We start from the raw sequence: 17,378 nt of genomic DNA on the forward strand, positions 1-17,378 counted from the left end.
CCGTCTGGTCGGGCGAACATGGCCTCTGGAATTCTAAGTAATCTCGTAGCGTATTTTGTATCCAAAATCCAATTATATTTGATGGGTGCGACTGTCCTGAACTGCGGTGCTTGTGATGTCAGATCGGCGGGACTGCGGATCTTGCAATGGCCGAACCGACAAGCGGCATCGCTTGCATGCCGCCCCGTCGACGGGACGGGACGGCATGCTGGTCTTTGCGGATCAGGCGCAATCGGGCAGCTTGTCCAGCCATGCTTTCGCATTCGCGCTTAGCAGGTCGCCAAGCGTCCTGCGCAGCGTGTCGTGATAGCTGGCCAGCCAGGCCCGTTCCGCCTCGGTCATCTGTTCCGGTATCAGCATATCTGTCTGAATCGGCGCATAGGTCATATTGCGAAAGCCCAGAAAGCCATCGTCCAGCTCTACGATCTCGACGATATTCTCGATGCGGATGCCGTAAAGCCCGGCCTCGTAGTAGCCAGGCTCGATCGAGACGACCATGCCGGGCACCAGATCGACCGGATTATAGGGTCGGCCCAGTCGTTGCGGATGTTCGTGAACCGACAGGCGATGGCCGATGCCGTGGCCGGTGCCGTGATCGTAATCCAGCCCCAGATCCCACAGCGGACGACGGCAGATTGCGTCGATGTGATGGCCCTGCGTTCCCTTTGGAAATCGCAGCGTGGACATGGTGTAAAGCGCCTTGAACACCGCCGTATAGGCGCGATCATAGCCGTCAGGGCGCGGGCCGAAGGCAAAGCTGCGCGTGGCATCGGTCGTCCCCGTCTCGTATTGCCCGCCACTGTCTAGAAGATAGGGGCTTTCGGGCAGAATGGGCGCATTCCGGTTGCCGGTCGCGGCATAATGGCACATGGCCGCATTCCCGCCGGCGGCCGAAATCGACTGAAAGCTGGCCGTCAGAAAGCCGGGACGGGTTTTCCGCAGGCTCAGGATATAGTCCTGTGCCTCTTGCTCGGTGACGGGATCGCCGGATGCGGCGCGTTGCGGTACAGATGTCATCAGCCAGGCGGTGAATTCCGTCCAGGCCACGCCATCCTGCAGGTGGCAATCGCGCAAGCCTGCAAGCTCGACCGCGTTCTTGACGGCCTTGCTGCGCGTGATCGGGCTTGGCAAGGGCTTGGCCGTGCCGCCCCCGGCCTCGACGGTCTGGCGGATGGCCACGGCCGAGAAATCGGGATCGAATCCGACGGTCATCCCGGCAGTCACCTGCGCGCCCAGAACCGGCAGAAGCGCCTCCATCGGGTGCGCGCTCACGCAGTCGGGCAGGGTGCCGCGCAGGGCGTCGTCCAGCTTTCGGGGATCGACGAACCAGCTGATCTCGCCCGATTTCGTGGCGATCAGGAAGGATTGCGGCATCGGGTTGAAGGCGATGTCATCGCCGCGAACATTCAGCAGCCAGGCGATATTGTCGATCTGGGTTTCGACGAACAGATCCAGTCCCTTGTCCGATAGTTGCTGGGCCAGCGCCGCGCATTTGTCAGCGGCGGTCCGGCCCGCGAATTCAGGTGGGAAAGGGGTGACAGCGCCCAGCGGCGGGGCCGGTTGATCATCCCAGATCTCATCCACGGGATTGGTGGAGGTGGGCACCATCTCTGCACCACGCAGATCGCAGGCGGCGGAAAAGCGGTCGTACCACGAGGGCGGCAGATGCATCGGGTCATAGCCGATGCGCCATCCGCGTTGGGCATTCTGCGTCAACCAGCGCTCGGGCGGGGCGTCCAGCAGGTGATGATGGCTGAAATCCGCCCCGGGACATTGATTGCCAAGCTGCACGCTGTAGCGCCCATCGACGAAGATGGCGACGTTGCCGGGGGCGATAATCGCCATTCCGGCAGAGCCGGTAAAGCCGGTGACATGGGCCAGGCGTTCGTCATGCGGTGCGACATATTCCCCCTGATGGGCATCGAAGCGCGGCAGGATGAACGCATCCAGCCCGCGCGCGGTCAGTGTCTGACGCAATTTTTCAATGATCCCGGTTCGGGCGGACAGGGCAGTTTCAGCCATTTCTGTTGATCTCTTCAGCTAGGTGGCAGGCGACTTCGCCAGCATATCCCACCGGGCGCAGCACGGGCACGTCCCGTTTGCAGATTTCGGCGGCATAGGGGCAGCGGACATGAAAGGGGCAGCCCGGAGGGATATTCAGCGGTGACGGCAACTCCCCCTGCAGGTGGACGGCCTGACCCTTGTCATCCGGGTCAAGCGATGGTGCCGCACTCAGCAAGGCCTGCGAATAGGGATGCGCGGGGTTCGCGAACAGGGTTTCGCTGTCACCGATCTCGACAATGCGACCCAGATAGATCACCGCCACCCGATGCGACACATGACGCACCAGCCGCAGATCATGGGCTACGAAAAGGATCGTCAGGCCAAGGCGTTCCTGCAATTCCAGAAGCAGGTTCACGACCTGCGCCTGCACCGACACATCCAGTGCCGAGACCAATTCATCCGCGATCAGCACGTCCGGCTCGACAGCCAGGGCACGTGCGATGGCGATGCGCTGGCGCTGTCCACCGGAAAACTGGTGCGGCAGCTTCTGCGCCGCATCCTGCGGCAGACGGACAAGGTCCAGCAACTCGGCCACACGGCCGGGCACCTCGGCGGGTGGGCGCATCTTGTGCACGCTCAGCGCCTCGGACAGGATCTGGCCGCAGGTCATCCGCGGATTGAGCGAGGAATACGGATCCTGAAACATCATCTGCACAAGGCGGTTGAACTCTCGGTCGCTGCGACGAAGGTCTGTGAAAATATCCCGCCCGCGATACCGGATCTCGCCCGATTGAGGTTCGTAAAGCCGCACTATGCAGCGCGCCAGCGTGGATTTGCCGCAGCCGGATTCCCCGACCACGCCAAGCGTCTCACCCTCTCGCAGATCAAGGCTGATCCCGTTCAGCGCGCGCACGGCCCGGCCTTTGCGTCTGGCAAGGACGTCGGCAATGGTGCGCTGCAGATGGAAGGTCAGGCCAAGATCCCTGATCTCCATCACGCTGGTATCAGAGACCGTGTGGTTCGAAACAGCGGCTGTCATGCGGGGCGCCTTTCGGAAATGGGCTCCGGGTTGAAGCATGCGGCGCGGCGGCCCGGTGCGATATCATCCAGGGTGGGGCGGGCGGTCAGGCAGTGATCGATGCAGGAAGCGCAGCGGAGCGCATATGCACAGCCGGGGGGCAGCGCCAGCAGGCTGGGCGGTGTGCCGGGCACGGAATAAAGCGGTGTACGCGCGGGCACGTCCTGCGGGACCGAGCGCATCAGGCCCGTGGTATAGGGATGGCCCGGCGCATGCAGAACCTGCCGGACCGGGCCCTGTTCGACGATGCGACCCGCATACATGACAGCCACGCTTTCGCAGGTCTGCGCAACGACGCCCAGATCATGCGTCACCAGAATGACCCCCATGTTCAGTTCGTCTGACAGTCGCAGGATCAGGTCAAGGATCTGGGCCTGTATGGTCACATCCAGTGCGGTGGTCGGCTCATCTGCCAGCAACAGCTCGGGCTCGGCCGCCAGTGCGATCGCGATCATCACCCGCTGACGCATGCCGCCCGAAAACTGATGCGGATAATCCTCAAGTCGTGAGGCCGCCGATGGTATTCCGACATGTTCCAGCATCTCGATGGCGCGGGCGCGTCTGCCCGCGCGGCCAAGATCGGTATGCGCCTTCAGCGTTTCGGTCAGTTGCAGGCCGACGGTCAGCAAGGGGTTCAGCGAGGTCATCGGCTCTTGAAAGATCATCGCGATCTCGCCGCCCCGGATCGGGCGCAGCGCGCGCTCCGACAGGTTCGAAATGTCGCGCCCCTTCCAGCGGACGGCGCCGGTCACCTGACCATATCTGCGGCTGAGCCCCAGAATGGATCGCAGCGTGACGCTTTTGCCCGATCCGCTTTCACCGACAAGTCCCAGTACCTCGCCCCGTCTGACCGCGAACGTGACGTCGCGCACGGCCGGGATCCGGGCCTTCGTGCCGAAATAGGTGCAAAGCTTGTCAACTTCCAGGATTGGCTGTGTCTGGCCCATCTGCATCTCCTTCGCTGTCAGCCGCGGGGCCGGAGCAGATCGGCCAGTCCGTCGCCGATCAGGGAAAACCCGATGCCGGTGACGACAATGGCGATGCCCGGCATCAGGCTGAGCCACCATGCGGTGGTGATGAAATTGCGACCCTCGGCAATCAGTACGCCCCATTCTGCCTGCGGGGGTTGAGCGCCCAGGCCCAGATAGCCCAGCGATGAGCCCAGAAGGATCGCCAGCGCCATATCTGTCATCCAATAGACGATGACCGGCGTGATGGCGTTTGGCAGCAGGTGGCGAAAGATGATGCGACGGTCGCTATAGCCCATGACGATGCCCGCCGCCGCATAGTCATTGCCCATCTGTGCAATCACCTCGGCCCGCATGAGGCGCGCGTAATAGACCCAGTTCACCAGCGTGATCGCGATATACATGTTCACCAGCCCCGGCCCCAGAACCGCGACGACGGCGATCACCAGAACCAGAAAGGGAAAGGTGATGATCGCATCCACGAAGCGGCCGAAGATGACATCGGCGATGCCACGGTAATAGCCGACCAGCGCGCCGACCGTGACCCCGATCAGCATGGCAAAGACCGTGGCCAGAACAGCCATCTGCATATTGACGGTATAGGCGGCGATCACCCGGCTCAGACTATCGCGGCCCAGCATATCGGTGCCAAAGGGATGCGCCCAGCTTGGCGGTTGCCGCACGGCGTTGTAGTCGATGAAATTTGGATCATAAGGTGAGAAGACATCGGGTGCGATGGCCAGCACGGTCGAAAATCCGATGATGAACAGCCCCAGCATCAGGCCCGGTTTTTCCAGAATGACACGCAGGTGGCCAAGCCGCCGGGTGGCTGGTTTGATGACGGAAAGCTGGCTCATGTCAGACGCATCCTTGGATCAAGCATACTCTGGACAAGGTCTGTCAGCAGAAAGACGACCGAGACCAGCAGCGCAAAGGTCAGTGTTAGACCCTGGATCAGGGGATAGTCGCGGGCAAAGATCGCCTCCAGCATCAGCCGCCCGACGCCGGGCACGGCAAAGACCGTCTCGGTCACCAGCGTGCCGCTCATCAGGTTGCCGATGGACAGGCCCAGCAGCGTCACCGTGGAAATCAGCGCATTGCGCAACACGTGGCGGCCCAGGATCTGCCGGGTCGGCAACCCCTTGGCGCGGGCGAATTGCACATATTCCGCATCCACCACCTCTATAATCGCCGAACGCAGGTTCCGCATGATGATGGCCGATGTATATAGCGCGACCGCGACGGCAGGCAGGAACAGGTGATACAGGCGTTCGCCGAATGTCTCGCCATAACCGCCTACCGGGAACCAGCGCAGCTGCGCGGCAAGGAAGGTCAGCAGGATCAGCCCGATGTAAAAGACCGGCATCGACAGTCCGATCTGAAAGACGGTGCGGATCAGCGCATCCGGCCAGCGCCCGCGGTTCAGCGCGGCGACAAAGGCCAGCGGCCCGGCGATCAGCAGCGACAGAAGGACCGCGTAGATGGTCAGAAACAGCGTTGTCGGCAGCCGGTTTGAAATGACCTCGATCACCGGCGCGCGCATCAGGATAGAGCGTCCCAGATCGCCCTGCAGCGTATTCGACACGAATTGCCAGAACTGTACCCACAGCGATTGGTTCAGCCCAAGCCGTTCGCGAATGGCGGCCAGATCGGCGTCAGAGGCGCGATCGCCCGCGATGGCGATGGCCGGATCGCCGGGCAACAGGCGAACCAGCATGAAGATGATGATCATGACCAGCAGAAAGGTCGGGATCATCAGCAATAATCGCTTCAGGATATACTGCAACGTCGCCATTCACGCCTCCGTTTTCCGGGCACCGCCAGCCCGCGTGACGGGCGGCGCTTTTTGGTCTCTGGCAAATCGGACAGCCCCGCGCTGATCAGCGCGAGACGGTCGCCTCGTCGAACTGATTGTTGCCCAAAGGTGTCTGGACATAGCCTTCCACCGCATCGGACACCGCGACCGCGAAGGGTGTTTCATACAAGAACAGAAGCGGCGCGGCCTCGGCATAGATCTGTTGCATCTGCGCATATTGGTCTGCGCGGGTCTCGGGGTTCATCTCTGACGCGGACGCCTCGAACAGGGAATTGAATGTGGCGTCTTCCCAGCCTGTCCCGACAGCATTGGCCGTGGGGGTATAGCCCAGCCATCCGACGACCTGGCTGGGATCGTTCACATCATTCACCCAGCCGTAAGTATGGATATCGAACTCTCCCGAGCGGTTCTTGGCGCCGCGTGTGGCATTGTCTACCTGCTCCACCGACAGCTTGATACCCAACGGTGCCCACATCTGTTGCAGCGCCGCGAAGATGGTGCCGTCATCGGCCGAGCCGGCAAGGGTCGTGAAGGTGATTTCGGTGCCAGGCGCCAGTCCGGCTTCCTCGACCAGCGCCTTTGCCTTTTCGATGTCATAGCCGTAAAGCGGGTCGGTCTGCGTCGAAAGCTGCGTGGCTGCGGCCATCAGCGGCGAGGTCATGGGCTTGCCCGCGCCTTGCAGAACCAGACCGATCAGCGCCTCTTTGTTGGTGGCATAGTTCAGCGCCTGACGAACCTTGGGATCTGTCAGAGGATTGGGGCTGCCATCGGCACGTGTGGCGCGAGAGTTGATCGGCGCATAGATGATCCGGGTCGAGGGGAACAGGTTCATGTTGATCGTCGGATCGGCCTCAAGCTCGGCTACGCGTGAGAACGGGATGAACTCGGCGGCATCCACCTCGCCCGCTTGCAGCTTCAGGACGCGGGTTGCGTCGTCGGGGATGATCTCGAAATGCACGCCCTCCAGATAGGGCAGCGGCGCGCCGTCGGCCCCGTCGCGCCAGTAATGCGTGTTGGCGCAGAAATCCATCGAGGTGCCCTGCTCGAAGCCGCACAGGTAGAACGGGCCCGAACCGACGCCTGCACTGGCCTGCGCAAAGATTGCCGCCGATTTTTCCTGATCGCTGTCACCCGCTGCGGCGTCGAAGGCCGCCTTGGACACGATGCCGGTGGTGAAGGTTGCCAGCATCGACAGGATCGTCGGGTCCGGCGCCTTCATCGCCAGGGTGATCCTGTTGCCGTCATGGGTGACGCTGTCAATATTGCCCAGCAGACCTGCCCACGGGCTCAGATCCGGATTTCGGGCGCGATCAAGCGAGAAGGCGACATCCTCAGGCGTCAGCGCAGTGCCATCGGAAAATGTCAGCCCCTCGCGAAGCGTCAATGTGACCGCGCTGCCATCTTCTGCAGCTTCGAAGCTTTCGGCCAGTCCCGGCACGATCGTCCGACCGTCCGCGTCAATGCGCAGCAGGGTGTCAAACAGGCTGCTGACCATCCAGATATCGGGATTACGCTCTGCATAGATCGGATCGATCAGGTTGGATCCGTCATAGCGGGCAAAATTCAGGATGCCACCGCGTTCCTGGCCGATTGCGGGCAGTGCTGTGGCAGTGGCCAGAAGGGCCGCTGCGAAAGTCATCTTCCTTGTCATTTTTGCGGTACTCCGGTGGTGATTCTTATCCCTGTCTGTCCGAAGCGTACCTTAAATCTTGCAGTATTGCTAAAATTAATTTTAGTAATGCTATATTTTAAAATGTCACCCTGCGGCCTTCTTTTGCATCGGCATGGTGCTGATCCACAGCTCGACGGATTCCTCTTTACTGGTCACGATGGAATGATGCGGCGTCGAGGTGTCGTGATGGATCGTATCGCCGGCCTGCATCTGGTGGATCTCATCGCCCAGATAATAATCGAGCGTACCGGACATCAGATAGCAAAACACCTCGCCGGGGTGGCACATCTGCTCCGAGACATGGCCCGGCGGACGGTGGATGATCGAGGGGTAGCACAGCGCACCCGGAAATCCGGGGCCCAGCTTTTCATAGCTGCGACCTTTGACCCCCAGAGCATAGGTTTGGCGCTGATCCTTCGGGATAAACGCGCGGTAGCCGTTGTCGACACTCAGAAATTCCTCGACACTGCTTTGCAGCGTGGCGGCAATGGCCATCAGTGACGACAAAGAGGGTGAACTGATCCCACGCTCGACCTGAGAGATGAACCCGGTGGTCAGCCCGGCCTCTTCTGCGACCTGAACAAGCGTCATGCCAAGCGCCTTGCGCCGACGCCGGATGGCCTTGCCAAGCTGCAACGGATCGTCCCGGCGTTTCGTCTTGTTGCCATCAGTCACGCTATCCATCCCGCACCCCCGGACCTGTTTCACCACATGACCTCCGGTCCGAAGATCGGCGGCCACGCCTATGCTAATATGCTAAAACTAATTTTAGCAACGCTGCAGCCGCACCAATTCCTCACGCTGCCGGTGGCTGACGCAAGTGCAGCTTCACAATTCGTTAGCTCTCAACGATCAGGATCTGTCCGCCGCATGGACCAGCGCCTGTATCGCGGCAGAGCGGGCGCCGGATCGCCGGAAGAGGATGCCAACCTCGCGCCAGGTGCTTGTCGGCAGCACCTGTTTGCGCAGGCGCAAGCCCTCGGGCCAGGGCGGCGCCCAATCGGGCACGATCGAAACGCCCAGGCCGCGATCGACCATCGCGGCAATCGCATCCAGAGCGTCCAGTTCCAGGATCTCTCTCACGGTTATGCCGTGATCATGAAGATATTTTTCGACGATATGCCCACCCCATTGACTGCGGTCATAGCGGATGAAGGGCATGTGCCGCAGCAGGTCATGGGGTTCAGAGATCGCCATATCGGCCGGCGCCAGCAGGACCAGCGGCTCTTGCCGCAATGTCAGCCAGTCGGTCGATTTCGGGATGGCGAATTGCGGTCTGACGATCAACGCGGCATCAAGCTCGCCGGTGATGACGCGATGGTACAGGTCGGCCGATGCGCCGGGCTGCACGAAATATTCGATGTCGGGATGCTGCCTGTGCAACGTCGCGATCAGGCCCGGCAGCACCCCCGTCAGGGCCGTTGCCGTCGCGCCAAGGCGCAACTGTCCGGCGGGCTCTCCGTTCGCGGCGATGGCGCGCAGGTCGCGGGCATTGCTGATCAGGTCGCGCGCGGCATCAAGAACCGCCAGCCCCGCAATCGTCGGCTGCATCGTCCGGCCCGAACGCGCGACCAGCGTTTTCCCCAGATCCTGTTCAACCGCGCGCAGACGCTGGGTCAGCGCCGCCGGGGTCAGATTCATCCGCCGCGCGGCCTCGGCGACCGAGCCGCATTCGACCACGGCAATGAAGCTTTCCAGAAAGCGAATATCCATAAGTTGGTTTTTCTATCATTTAAATTCACAAAAAAAATCTTTTTTTATGGTTTTGGCCATGCGATCCCCGATCCGGCATCAAGGAGAATGACATGTCGGTTGTCGAAAAATTCGCGAAACTGGGAACGGATAACGCACCGGGGCAAGAGGGGCGGCAAGAGGTATCAAGCCTGCAGGCGCGTCTGGTCGGCGACAGGCTGGAGGGGCGGCTGGTCGATTTCTCGCATGGCGATGTCGATGCGCATGAGCCCACGCCGGGTTCTTTCCAGACCTTCGCCGAGGGCGTCGCCCGGGGCGGGGCGCAGGCCTATACCGAATATCGCGGCGATCTGGAAATTCGTGAGGGCGTTGCCCAGCGGCTGGCCGCGTTCACCGGCGCGCCGGTCGATGCGCGCGACGGGCTGATCGTGACGCCGGGCACGCAGGGCGCGCTGTTTCTTGCGGTCGCGGCCACCGTCACGCGCGGCGACAAGATCGCAATCGTCCAGCCCGATTATTTCGCCAACCGGAAGCTGGCCGAGTTCTTCGAGGCCGAGATCCTTCCGGTGCAGATGGCCTATGTCGAGGCTAAGGCGGGGCAGGCCGGGCTTGATCTGGGCCAGCTTGAACAGGCGTTCAGGGACGGGGCGCGGGTGTTCCTGTTCTCGAACCCGAACAATCCCAGTGGCGTCGTCTATTCCGCCGAGGAAATCGCCCGCATTGCGGAACTGGCCCAAGGATATGGCGCCACGGTGATCGTGGATCAGCTTTATTCCCGGCTGCGCTATGAAGGTGTCAGCTACACACATCTGCGCGCCGCCGATATTGACGCGGAAAACGTGGTCACGATCATGGGCCCGTCCAAGACAGAGTCGCTGAGCGGCTATCGTCTGGGCGTGGCTTTCGGCTCCAGGGCGATCATCGCGCGGATGGAGAAGCTTCAGGCGATCGTTTCGCTGCGGGCGGCGGGATATTCGCAGGCGGTCCTGAGAACCTGGTTCAACGAGCCCGAGGGGTGGATGAATGACCGCATCGCCGCGCATCAGGCGATCCGCGACGATCTGCTGACGGTCATTCGCGGCACCGAAGGCTGTTTCGCGCGCACGCCGCAGGCGGGCAGCTATCTGTTCCCGAAACTGCCCGCCCTGACGATATCGCCCGGCGATTTCGTAAAGGCGCTGCGGCTGCAGGCAGGCGTGGTGGTGACACCGGGGACCGAGTTCAGCCCCCATACCGGTGACAGCGTGCGGCTTAATTTCTCGCAGGATCACCGGGCGGCCGTCGCTGCCGTTCGACGGATGTGCGAGTTGGTCGAGCGCTACCGCGCCTGAGGCCATTTCGTCGCGCGCGCCGTCATGGCCGAGATGAACAGCGAGGCCAGCTTTGACGGAGCCTTGGTGCGCGAGCGATAAAGAAACGCCGGAACGGCCAGTTCCGGCACGAACGGCAATTGCACCATGCCCTGCATATCGGTGTGATAGGTCACATATTCATCGACCAGCGCCAGACCGATCCCCGCCCGCACGAAGGTACAGGCCGAGGCGCTGTAGGGCGTTTCGATAAACCAGTCCAGCGGCTGCCTTTCCGCCTTGAAGGCCGAGGCGATCAGCGTGCCCAGGGGCGACCCCCGGGTCATGATGATCAGCCTGTGGCCGCGAAAATCGGCGGGGGTGACGAAGTCGCGCGAGGTCAGCGGATGGCCGACCGGCGCGACACAGACGATGCGACCGCCGCCAAGGGGGGTGGAAACCAGATCCGGCGCGTCCGTCGGCATCAGCCCAAGCCCCAGCTCACTGGCATTGGTTCGCACCAGTTGCAGCACGTTTTCCCGGCGGCGGATATCCAGCGAGATCTTGCTGTCGGGGCGGCGTTTCAGCACGTCGGAAATCGCGTCCGGGATCATTGAATGGGCCAGCCCCGGAGTCGCCGCGATCCGCAGCACGCCGGTCCGCCCCTCGCGCAGATCGACCACATGTTCGCGGATCGCCGCAAGCGAGGCGACGACCGGCGCGATCTCTTCGAACAACTGCTCTGCATGTTCTGTCGCGACAAGTCTGCGACCGATCCTTTCAAACAGCTTCAGCCCAAGCTCGGCCTCGGCGGCGCGGATCATCCGGCTGATGGCAGGCTGGGTCACGCCCAAAGCCTCGGCCGCGTTCACGACACCGCCGCGTTCAATCACAGCGTGAATCACCTCAAGATGACGCGCGTTCAAAGCATATCTTTCTGTTATATATAAATCCTAAATATCATATGAAATTATGAATTTCCACATCTATTCTTCCTTCTTAAATCAAATCAATGGATGGGCTTATGCGCTCTACAGACAAGGAAATCACAGTGGCGGTTGCGGGGCTTGGGGCTGCCGGTCTGCCGGTGGCGCGCTGGCTGGATCGCGGGGTGCCGGGGCTGCGACTGACGGCGGTCGCGGCCTCTTCCCCTGACCGCGCCAGAACCCTGACGCAGGACTTTGAGGTGGCGCCATTGGCGGTGCCGCTGGCCGATCTGCCGCGCCATGCCGATGTGATTGTCGAGGCTTTGCCGCCCGCCCGCTTTCGCGATGTTGCCGACCCCGCGATCGAGGCCGGGCGGACCCTGATCATCCTGTCGCTGACGCAGCTTCTGGCACATATGCAACTGATCGACCGCGCGCGGGAAACCGGGGCGCGGATTATCGCGGCCTCGGGTGCGATTGCCGGGCTGGACGCTGTCAGGGCTGCCGCGATGGGCGGTGCGGGTCGGGCGGTGCTGCAGACGCGCAAGCCGCCGGCCAGCCTTGCCAATGCGCCTTTCGTCCGCGAGGCCGGGCTTGATCTGGCTGGCCTGTCCGAACCGCTATGCCTGTTTTCGGGCAATGTCGCAGAGGCGGCGCAGAAATTCCCGGCAAATGTCAATGTCGCGGTTGCGGTGGCGCTGGCCGGATGGGGCGCCGAGCAGACAGGTTACGAGATCTGGGCCGATCCCGGGATCACCCGCAACACCCACAAGATCATGATCGAATCGGATGCGGTCCGTCTTGAGATCGCGGTGGCCAATGTGCCCAGCGAGGAAAATCCGGCGACGGGTCGGATGACGCCGCTCTCGGTCATGGCGACGCTGCAGCGGCTGACGGCCGTCTCAATCATAGGAAGCTGAACGTGAACAAGATGACCCCCTTCGGGCCGCCCCCGGATTTTGCCGATGTGCTGTCGGCGGCACGTCGAATTTCGGGATATGCTGTCCATACGCCGCTGATCGAATGCCCGGCATTGAACCAGCTGACCGGCGGGCGGGTGTTCCTGAAACTGGAAAACCTGCAACGCACCGGCGCCTTCAAGTTTCGCGGCGCGGTTGCGCGTCTGTCGCAGCTTGCCCAGCAGGGCAAGACCGATGTTATCGCCTATTCGACTGGCAATCATGGCCAGGCCATTGCGACGGCGGCGCGTATCTTCGGGCTGAAGGCCACCATTGTCATGCCCGCCGATGCGCCCAGATCGAAGGTCGCGCGGGCGGAAGAGGCGGGGGCGACCATCCGCTTCTATGACCGCCGCCACGAATCGCGCGAAGAGATCGCCGCAGAGCTTTGCGCCCGGCAGGGTGGGGTGATCGTGCCGCCGGGCGACGATCCCGTGATCATTGCGGGGCAGGGGACCGCCGCGCTGGAGGCCGTGCGCGACCTGCATGAACTGGGGTTGGTGCCGGATGTCTTCGTGACGCCCTGCGGCGGCGGTGGACTTGCCGCCGGCTGCGCGACGGTCCTGCGCGAGATCTCTCCGGCGACGGCGCTTTATGCCGCGGAGCCCGCGCTTTACAACGATACCGAAATGTCGCTGGCAGCTGGGGAACGCGTACCCGTTGCGGATCGCAACGCCCGCTCGATCTGCGATGCGCTGCTGGCACCGATCCCGGCCGAATTGCCCTTCAGCATCAATGGCGACGCGCTTCGCGGTGTCGTCACGGCGACGGACGAGCAGGTGCTGCGCGCGATGCGCTTTGCACTGGATGAGATGAAGGTCCTGATCGAACCGGGCGGCGCCGTGGCGCTGGCGGCGGTGCTGGAGGGGCGTCCTGTTCTGAAGGGCAAATCCGCGATCGTGCTGTGCACCGGCGGAAATGTCGATCCCGAGATCGTGGCACGAATTTTCGATTGATTACGACTTTTCAGGGGCAGAGCGCCCCTGGCTGAACATCAAAAGAGGAAGCAGACAGAATGAGCAGAATTCTTACCGTCGGTGGCGCGCAGCTTGGCCCGATTGCCCCGGATGAAAGCCGCGAAAGCGCCGTGGCCCGCATGATCGAATTGCTGCACGAGGCCAAGGCCCGGGGATGCGGGCTGGTGGTCTTTCCCGAGATGGCGCTGAGCACCTTTTTCCCCAGATATTACGAAGAAGATATCTCGAAAATGGATCGCTTCTACGAACGCGAGATGCCGAATGACGCTGTGCGCCCGCTGTTCGAAGCTGCCGAAAAGGCGGATATCGCCTTCTATCTGGGCTATTGCGAACTGACGCCCGACGGCCATCGCTTCAACACCGCCATTCTGGTGGATAAGGGCAAGATCGTCGGAAAATATCGCAAGGTGCATCTGCCGGGACATGCGGAATATGATCCGAACCGACCCTGGCAGCATCTGGAAAAGCGCTATTTCGAACCGGGCGATCTGGGCTGGCCTGTCTGGCGCTGCCGTGACGGCGTGATGGGCATGGGTCTGTGCAATGACAGGCGCTGGCCGGAAACCTATCGCGTGATGGCGCTGAAGGGCGTTGAACTGACGATGTTCGGGTATAACACGCCCGACCGCAACACCGCCGCACCCGAGCCGAACCATCTGCGCATGTATCACAACCATCTGGTGATGCAGGCCGGTGCCTATCAGAATTCCTGCTTCGTCGTGGGCGTTGCCAAGGCCGGGATCGAGGATGGCTGCATGCTGATCGGTGGATCCTGCATCGTGCAGCCCTCGGGTGAAATCATCGCTTTGGCATCGACGCTTGAGGATGAACTGATCGTCGCGAATTGCGACCTGGATCTGGCGAAAATGGGCAAGGAAACCGTCTTCAATTTCGCCAAGCACCGCCGGATTGAACATTACGGCATCATCAGCAGCCAGACCGGCGTGGTGTTGCCCGAAGGTGTTTGATCGCGGGCGTTTCAAACAAGAACAGCAACAGGGGAGGAAGAAAATGAAACCGATGAAGATGATCGCGCGGACGCTGATCACCGGTGCGGCGCTTGCCGCGGCAGTGGGGATGGCGTCGGCGGAAACCATGAAATATTCCGATCACGACGCGACAGGCGGCATGCGGACAGATTTCGTGAATGACGTCTGGTTGCCCGAGATCGAGAAACAGACCGGTGGCGAGATAAAGGTACGCCCCTTCTTTGGCGGTGTGCTGCTGGGCTCGAAAGAGGTTCTGGGCGGTGTCGGGGACAATGTCGCCCAGCTGGGCTTCGCCTTTCCCGGCCATTATCCCAACCAGATGGTCGCGCATTCGGTTTTCGCCATGTTCCCGACCGGGCCGGTCAAGTTCGAAAACCAGGTATGGCTTTATCATCAGGCCTATGCCGAGATCCCCGAACTGAAGGCCGAGCTGGAAAAAGCTGGCGTCGTGCCGCTGATGATCACGGCGGGCCTGCCGGGGGCGTTTTTCGGCAAGAAACCGATGGACGGACTTGACGGCATTCAGGGCGACAAATGGCGGGCAGGGGGCAAATGGCTGCTGCGCTATCTGGAATCGGCGGGCGCGCAGCCGGTCTCGGTGCCCTGGGGCGATGTCTATGTTGCCTTGCAGACGGGCACGATCGACGGTGTCTTTGCCAATTACGACGGCATGCATCTGATGAAATTCGACGAGGTCGCGCAGAATATCCTGATCTCGAAAAAGCTGTGGTATGCGACACCCTTCGTCCATTTCATCAACAAGGATGTCTATGAAGGTCTGTCCGAAGAGACCCGCGCGCAGCTGCATGAAGCCTCACGCATCTCGGAAGAGAAATTCGGCGCGGTCTATGACGCTGCCTTCGATCAGGTGCGCAGCGAACAAGAGGCATCGGGCTATACGATCAATGAACTGTCCGATGACGATATCGCCACATGGTCCGATACCGACAAGCTGACCGTGCTTCAGGATGCCTGGGTCGCCGAGGCCAAAGAGGCGGGCCTGGCAAATGCGGATGAGGTCATGGCGAAAATGCGCGAGTTGCATGCGCAGGCCATGCTGCGCTGATCCCGGCGTCGGGACGCGGATCCCTGCGTCCCGCCCAGTGACCACAGTCTAAGGAGAAGTGACGATGCAACGCCTGGTTTCCGTTGCCAATTCCGCGCTGTCCGCGTTTTCGGGTTGGCTGATGCTGCTGATGATGCTGATCCTTGTCGCGGATTTTGTCGCGCGTCTGTTTGGCTTTCCCTTGCAGGACATGGCGCAGATATCGGTCTTCGTGATGATGATCGTCATCTATCTGGGCTTTTCCGGATGCGAAGAGAACCGCGAACATGTGGCGCTGGAATTCGTGACCAATGCGCTGCCGGACAGGTTACGGCGCAAGGTCCTGATCTTCGCGCAATGCCTGGCCGTGATCGCCGTGGCGATCCTGCTTTACGCGGTGACGGTGAATGCGCTGAAGGCCTATCGCACCAATGAAGCCATCGCCGGCGCAATGCAGATTCCCACCTGGCCGACAAAGTTCCTGATGGTTCTGGGCATGGTGGTCTTTCTGCTGCAGGCGATCCTGAACGTTGCCCGACCCGTCGAACGGGGCGAGGGCGGCGGCGTGGGCGACAAGATCTAGCCGCGATTGGCAACACTATCCCGAAAATGGAGGGGAAGGGATTATGGATTTTTTGACAGCGGGCATTCTGTGCATCGCCCTGCTTCTGGTGTTGATGGCCATCGGCCTGCAGATCGGACTGGCCTTTCTGCTCAGCGGGTTCATCGTCTCGTTTCTGCTGCTGGGGTTTGACGGGACCATCTCCCTGTTGGGGCAGACCTCTTACTTTTCGATCGCCTCACCGACATGGGCCGCGATCCCGCTGTTCATTCTGATGGGGGCCTTCGCCTCGAATGGCGGGCTGGCGCGGCGGGCCTATGACGGGATCCATGCCCTTGCCCATCGCCTGCCCGGATCGCTGATGATCGCGACCTGTTTCAGCTGTGGCATCTTCGGCGCCATCTCGGGGTCCTCCATCGCGACATCCGCGATTTTCGGGCGCATCGCGCTGCCCGAGATGAACCGGCTGGGCTATAATAACGCGCTGTCGGTGGGGGTGATCGCCTCGGCCGGGACCTTTGCCTCGATGATCCCGCCATCGATGATGATGATCATCTATGCGCTGTTCACGCAGCAATCCATCGGCAAGCTGTTCGCGGCAGGTATCCTGCCCGGCATCATCACCGCCTTTGCCTATGCGGCGCTGATCGTCATCATGGTCAAGCGCAACCCGTCGCTGGCCCCGGATCTGCAGCGCACCGCGGAAGAGATCCGCAAAAGCCGCCGTACCGAGGTCGCACGGATGTGGCCTGTCATGACCATCGCCTTCGTGGTTCTGGGGGGCCTGTATTCGGGCGCCTTCACACCGACGGAATCGGCGGCGGCCGGGTCGCTGATCTCGCTGTTCTTTGCGTGGTACCTGAAATCCTTCACCAAGCTGTCCGACGTCACCGGCTCCATGCGCGAGGCGGCCAGCATCACCGCCATGCTGTTTCTGATCAATATCGGCGCCCTGTTCTACAGTCGCGTGCTGGCCGTGACCGGGCTGCCCTCGGAACTGACCATGATGCTGCAGAATACCGCGCTGCCGCCTTTCGTGATCCTGATGGGTGTCACGCTGATCTTTCTGCTGCTGGGCATGATCATGGTGCCGGTCGGCATCTACGCGCTGACATTGCCCATCGTCCTGCCGATCCTGACCGGGCTTGGATATGACCCGATCTGGTTCGGCGTCATTGCCCTGAAACTGACCGAGATAGGGGCCATCACGCCGCCGGTGGGGCTGAATGTTTTCGCCATCAAGGGGTCGATCCCCAAGGATATCAAGATATCGGTCGAGCAGGTCTACAAGGGCTGCATGCCCTTCCTGTTCTGCGATGTGGTCGTGCTGTTCCTGCTGATCGCCTTTCCGGCCATCAGCCTGTGGCTGCCGAACCTGCTGTTGAACTGACATAGAGGGAA

16 protein-coding genes are annotated in these 17,378 nt (G+C 61.6%); 7 read left to right on the top strand and 9 right to left on the bottom strand.

The genetic code is table 11. From position 1 onward, the window contains the following. Positions 1-222: 222 nt before the first annotated feature. From JHX87_RS03045 to JHX87_RS03080, 8 genes are all read right to left on the bottom strand, one after another. Positions 223-2,022, bottom strand: a complete 1,800-nt coding sequence (locus JHX87_RS03045; RefSeq protein WP_271886370.1) for an aminopeptidase P family protein — start codon at positions 2,020-2,022, stop codon at positions 223-225. Beyond that, a complete protein-coding gene (locus JHX87_RS03050) occupies positions 2,015-3,043 on the bottom strand; it encodes an ABC transporter ATP-binding protein (RefSeq protein ID WP_271886371.1) in 1,029 nt (342 codons plus the stop codon). Before JHX87_RS03050 ends, JHX87_RS03045 begins: the two co-directional genes overlap by 8 nt. Continuing rightward, on the bottom strand, positions 3,040-4,029 hold the full coding sequence (locus JHX87_RS03055) for an ABC transporter ATP-binding protein (RefSeq protein ID WP_271886372.1): 990 nt from the start codon (positions 4,027-4,029) through the stop codon (positions 3,040-3,042). Before JHX87_RS03055 ends, JHX87_RS03050 begins: the two co-directional genes overlap by 4 nt. A gap of 17 nt (positions 4,030-4,046) precedes the next feature. After that, positions 4,047-4,907: an ABC transporter permease gene (locus JHX87_RS03060; RefSeq protein ID WP_271886373.1), complete on the bottom strand. Its 861-nt coding sequence runs from the start codon at positions 4,905-4,907 to the stop codon at positions 4,047-4,049. After that, positions 4,904-5,845 carry an ABC transporter permease gene (locus JHX87_RS03065; RefSeq protein ID WP_271886374.1) on the bottom strand — a complete coding sequence of 314 codons (942 nt, stop codon included), beginning with the start codon at positions 5,843-5,845 and terminating at the stop codon, positions 4,904-4,906. The genes JHX87_RS03060 and JHX87_RS03065 overlap by 4 nt, the downstream gene beginning before the upstream one ends. An 85-nt stretch (positions 5,846-5,930) precedes the next feature. Next, positions 5,931-7,505, bottom strand: coding sequence for an ABC transporter substrate-binding protein (locus tag JHX87_RS03070; RefSeq protein ID WP_271886375.1), 1,575 nt, complete (start codon positions 7,503-7,505; stop codon positions 5,931-5,933). Between the two features lie 117 nt (positions 7,506-7,622). Then, entirely contained in the window at positions 7,623-8,222 is a 600-nt protein-coding gene (locus tag JHX87_RS03075) for a helix-turn-helix domain-containing protein (RefSeq protein ID WP_271886376.1), read from the bottom strand. A gap of 168 nt (positions 8,223-8,390) precedes the next feature. Further along, positions 8,391-9,251: a LysR family transcriptional regulator gene (locus tag JHX87_RS03080; RefSeq protein ID WP_271886377.1), complete on the bottom strand. Its 861-nt coding sequence runs from the start codon at positions 9,249-9,251 to the stop codon at positions 8,391-8,393. A gap of 92 nt (positions 9,252-9,343) precedes the next feature. Between JHX87_RS03080 and JHX87_RS03085 the strand changes: the two genes are divergently transcribed. Then, positions 9,344-10,561 (top strand): pyridoxal phosphate-dependent aminotransferase, encoded by a 1,218-nt coding sequence (locus JHX87_RS03085; RefSeq protein WP_271886378.1) that lies wholly within the window; start codon positions 9,344-9,346, stop codon positions 10,559-10,561. Here the strand turns inward: JHX87_RS03085 and JHX87_RS03090 are convergent. Continuing rightward, positions 10,549-11,445, bottom strand: a complete 897-nt coding sequence (locus tag JHX87_RS03090; RefSeq protein WP_271886379.1) for a LysR family transcriptional regulator — start codon at positions 11,443-11,445, stop codon at positions 10,549-10,551. The genes JHX87_RS03085 and JHX87_RS03090 overlap by 13 nt on opposite strands. A 98-nt stretch (positions 11,446-11,543) precedes the next feature. Between JHX87_RS03090 and JHX87_RS03095 the strand changes: the two genes are divergently transcribed. The 6 genes from JHX87_RS03095 to JHX87_RS03120 all read left to right on the top strand — a co-directional run bounded on the left by JHX87_RS03095 (position 11,544) and on the right by JHX87_RS03120 (position 17,367). Further along, positions 11,544-12,365 carry an aspartate dehydrogenase gene (locus tag JHX87_RS03095; protein ID WP_271886380.1) on the top strand — a complete coding sequence of 274 codons (822 nt, stop codon included), beginning with the start codon at positions 11,544-11,546 and terminating at the stop codon, positions 12,363-12,365. 11 nt (positions 12,366-12,376) lie between these two features. Continuing rightward, on the top strand, positions 12,377-13,360 hold the full coding sequence (locus JHX87_RS03100) for a threonine ammonia-lyase (RefSeq protein WP_271886410.1): 984 nt from the start codon (positions 12,377-12,379) through the stop codon (positions 13,358-13,360). A gap of 59 nt (positions 13,361-13,419) precedes the next feature. After that, positions 13,420-14,349 (top strand): N-carbamoyl-D-amino-acid hydrolase, encoded by a 930-nt coding sequence (locus JHX87_RS03105; protein ID WP_271886381.1) that lies wholly within the window; start codon positions 13,420-13,422, stop codon positions 14,347-14,349. Between the two features lie 43 nt (positions 14,350-14,392). Further along, entirely contained in the window at positions 14,393-15,436 is a 1,044-nt protein-coding gene (gene dctP, locus JHX87_RS03110; RefSeq protein ID WP_271886382.1) for a TRAP transporter substrate-binding protein DctP, read from the top strand. Positions 15,437-15,500: 64 nt separating this feature from the next. After that, entirely contained in the window at positions 15,501-15,998 is a 498-nt protein-coding gene (locus JHX87_RS03115; RefSeq protein WP_271886383.1) for a TRAP transporter small permease, read from the top strand. A gap of 43 nt (positions 15,999-16,041) precedes the next feature. Continuing rightward, on the top strand, positions 16,042-17,367 hold the full coding sequence (locus JHX87_RS03120; RefSeq protein WP_271886384.1) for a TRAP transporter large permease: 1,326 nt from the start codon (positions 16,042-16,044) through the stop codon (positions 17,365-17,367). The last annotated feature ends 11 nt before the right edge of the window (positions 17,368-17,378 follow it).

Origin of the sequence: Paracoccus fistulariae (assembly GCF_028553785.1) — a bacterium.
In the GTDB taxonomy this organism is placed as follows: Bacteria; Pseudomonadota; Alphaproteobacteria; order Rhodobacterales; family Rhodobacteraceae; genus Paracoccus; species Paracoccus fistulariae.

What these genes read in the sequence shown, in the direction of transcription:
- JHX87_RS03080 (WP_271886377.1), bottom strand. Translation starts at nt 9,251, where the DNA reads ATGGATATTCGCTTTCTGGAAAGCTTCATTGCCGTGGTCGAATGCGGC.
- JHX87_RS03095 (WP_271886380.1), top strand. Translation starts at nt 11,544, where the DNA reads ATGCGCTCTACAGACAAGGAAATCACAGTGGCGGTTGCGGGGCTTGGG.
- JHX87_RS03085 (WP_271886378.1), top strand. Translation starts at nt 9,344, where the DNA reads ATGTCGGTTGTCGAAAAATTCGCGAAACTGGGAACGGATAACGCACCG.
- JHX87_RS03105 (WP_271886381.1), top strand. Translation starts at nt 13,420, where the DNA reads ATGAGCAGAATTCTTACCGTCGGTGGCGCGCAGCTTGGCCCGATTGCC.
- JHX87_RS03050 (WP_271886371.1), bottom strand. Translation starts at nt 3,043, where the DNA reads ATGACAGCCGCTGTTTCGAACCACACGGTCTCTGATACCAGCGTGATG.
- JHX87_RS03115 (WP_271886383.1), top strand. Translation starts at nt 15,501, where the DNA reads ATGCAACGCCTGGTTTCCGTTGCCAATTCCGCGCTGTCCGCGTTTTCG.
- JHX87_RS03060 (WP_271886373.1), bottom strand. Translation starts at nt 4,907, where the DNA reads ATGAGCCAGCTTTCCGTCATCAAACCAGCCACCCGGCGGCTTGGCCAC.
- JHX87_RS03055 (WP_271886372.1), bottom strand. Translation starts at nt 4,029, where the DNA reads ATGGGCCAGACACAGCCAATCCTGGAAGTTGACAAGCTTTGCACCTAT.
- dctP (WP_271886382.1), top strand. Translation starts at nt 14,393, where the DNA reads ATGAAACCGATGAAGATGATCGCGCGGACGCTGATCACCGGTGCGGCG.
- JHX87_RS03075 (WP_271886376.1), bottom strand. Translation starts at nt 8,222, where the DNA reads ATGGATAGCGTGACTGATGGCAACAAGACGAAACGCCGGGACGATCCG.
- JHX87_RS03065 (WP_271886374.1), bottom strand. Translation starts at nt 5,845, where the DNA reads ATGGCGACGTTGCAGTATATCCTGAAGCGATTATTGCTGATGATCCCG.
- JHX87_RS03120 (WP_271886384.1), top strand. Translation starts at nt 16,042, where the DNA reads ATGGATTTTTTGACAGCGGGCATTCTGTGCATCGCCCTGCTTCTGGTG.
- JHX87_RS03070 (WP_271886375.1), bottom strand. Translation starts at nt 7,505, where the DNA reads ATGACTTTCGCAGCGGCCCTTCTGGCCACTGCCACAGCACTGCCCGCA.
- JHX87_RS03045 (WP_271886370.1), bottom strand. Translation starts at nt 2,022, where the DNA reads ATGGCTGAAACTGCCCTGTCCGCCCGAACCGGGATCATTGAAAAATTG.
- JHX87_RS03100 (WP_271886410.1), top strand. Translation starts at nt 12,377, where the DNA reads ATGACCCCCTTCGGGCCGCCCCCGGATTTTGCCGATGTGCTGTCGGCG.